Source organism: Methyloceanibacter sp., from assembly GCF_051306395.1.
GTDB lineage: Bacteria > Pseudomonadota > Alphaproteobacteria > Rhizobiales > Methyloligellaceae > Methyloceanibacter.
Genome location: NZ_JBPPND010000133.1, coordinates 1 through 2,067, shown reverse-complemented (window position 1 = coordinate 2,067; position 2,067 = coordinate 1). Strand labels below are relative to the sequence as shown.

The window sequence follows — 2,067 nt, the reverse complement described above, 5'->3', positions numbered from 1 at the left end:
TGGTCATTGTAGAACGGCTCGTCCTGATAGTAGGCATCCCAATAGGCGGCGACGTCGAAAGTGACGGTCTGGTACCCAAGATCAGGGGCGTAGTCGCTGAGCAGGTAGTACTCACCGTCGTAGTAGCCCGCGAGATAGATCGAACGCATCCAGCCGCGTTGATCCTCAAAAATGGTGTCGCACCATGTGTAGTCCTCAAGGCAGCCAAGGATGGTGACCGGTGCATCGGTCGGCACGGTAACAAGGACGGGATATTCCGTACCCGGGCCGGCGCGCAGGTTCACATTGGTGATTGGGTAGCCATTAGGCTCCTCTTGAGCCAGTGCCGGTGTGGCCAGTAGGGCAAGAAGCAAAAGGCCTCTGGCGAGGGGTTTCAAGGAGGGTGTCATTTTCATCGTCTCGAATTGTTTTCCGGTTTCAGCCAAAGAGGTAACGTTCTCATTCCTCATGCGTTCGGGCGTCCGCGAAGTTCAGTTGGGAAGGTGGCCTTACTCGCCTGAACCGCGTCGCAACGGAGTGTTCATCGCGGGTTCATCCCGGCCCCGCCTCATTTGTGCTCCCCTTTCGGCCTGGAAAAGCACTCGATTTGGCCAGCCCGGAGGAGCCCGCGAGCAGGAGAGGAAAGACCAAGCTCACCGGATCTTTCACTCGGCGATGTGACGGATGCGGCGAGCTGAGCCCAGGCAAAATGTCATTTGGGGCAAACAACCCCATGCAAAGTAGACCTTGGGGGCTGTAGACCAGTTTGCGGCGCATGCGATGGCCGCTTGAGCTTCTTCCGCTCAAGAGGTGCAAATGCCTGGCCAGCACCCCAAATTTGCAGCTATCCACAAGTACGTCGGCCGATTACCCCATCTAGAGCGAGTTCGTGATTTTCCGATTCTGGAGGATTCCCAAATCGGGCGAACAGTGCGAGTCCTCCGATGATTGATGAATCGGGGGACGGGGCATGGCACGAGCCTACAGCCAGGATCTGCGTGATCGGGTAATTGATGCGGCGCTTGGGGGGCTGCCGGCGCGCCAGGCGGCAGCGCAGTTCCGGATCGGGCTGGCGACGGCGATCCGCTGGGTGCGGCAGGCACGCGAGACGGGCGATCGCAGGCCTGGCCGGCAGGGTAAGCCGCGCCGCTCCAAGCTTGATCTGCATCGCGACTACATTCTCGGGCAGATCGAGGCGGAGCCGGACATCACCATCAGCGAGATGCTGGACAAGCTGGCTTCGGAGCGTGGTGTTCGTGCGGCTCGCGCGACGTTGTGGACATTCCTCGACCGTTGCGGCCTGACATTCAAAAAAAGACTGCGCACGCGGCCGAGCAGGAGCGCCCGGATATCCTGAAGCAGCGTGAGGCGTGGTTCGACGGGCAGCTCGATCTCGATCCGGAGCGGCTCGTCTTCATCGACGAGACCTGGGCGTCGACCAACATGGCGCGGCTGCGCGGCCGTGCACCAATGGGCGAGCGGCTGAGGGCCGGCATCCCTTATGGCCACTGGAAGACGACCACCTTCGTAGCAGGGCTGAGGCGGAGCGGCATGGTGGCGCCGATGGTTCTCGACGGACCGATCAACCGCATCGCCTTCCAAGCCTATGTCGAGCAGGTGCTGGTGCCCGAGCTTCGCCCCGGCGACATCGTGGTGATGGACAACCTGTCGAGCCACAAGGGTCCGGACGTGCGCCTGGCCATCGAAGCGGCTGGTGCACAACTGCTCTACCTGCCGCCCTACAGCCCCGACTTCAATCCGATCGAGAACGCCTTCGCCAAACTCAAAGCTCTCCTGCGTAAGGCGGCCGAACCAACCGTCGGCGGCCTCTGGGACACCATCGGCCACCTCATCGACCTCTTCACGCCGCAGGAATGTGCCAACTACTTCGCCGCCGCAGGATACGAGCCGGAATAAGGCGAATCCGCTCTAGCGGCGTTGTGAGGCAACCAACGGATATGAGCAACTTGTCTTGAAGCTGCGGTCCAGTGGAAGCAGGCCGTGCAGGCTTCTCGCGCCGTCTATCCTCCATAGGGCCGCCGTTGGGTTTTTTGGATGACCCCCTTCTTCCACTGCTTCGGCTTGGCG

General features: G+C 61.1%; 2 protein-coding genes. One reads left to right on the top strand and one right to left on the bottom strand.

The window, feature by feature from the left end; genetic code table 11:
• On the bottom strand, positions 1–425 hold a 425-nt coding region (locus ACSLE4_RS07010; RefSeq protein ID WP_435903762.1), incomplete at its 3' end, for an SH3 domain-containing protein.
• Positions 426–949: 524 nt separating this feature from the next.
• On the opposite strand from ACSLE4_RS07010, the gene ACSLE4_RS07005 reads away from it, so the two are divergent.
• A protein-coding gene (locus ACSLE4_RS07005) for an IS630 family transposase (RefSeq protein WP_435903761.1) occupies positions 950–1,896 on the top strand; the annotation gives its coding sequence in 2 pieces (ribosomal slippage) (positions 950–1,289 and positions 1,289–1,896; 948 coding nt in all).
• The last annotated feature ends 171 nt before the right edge of the window (positions 1,897–2,067 follow it).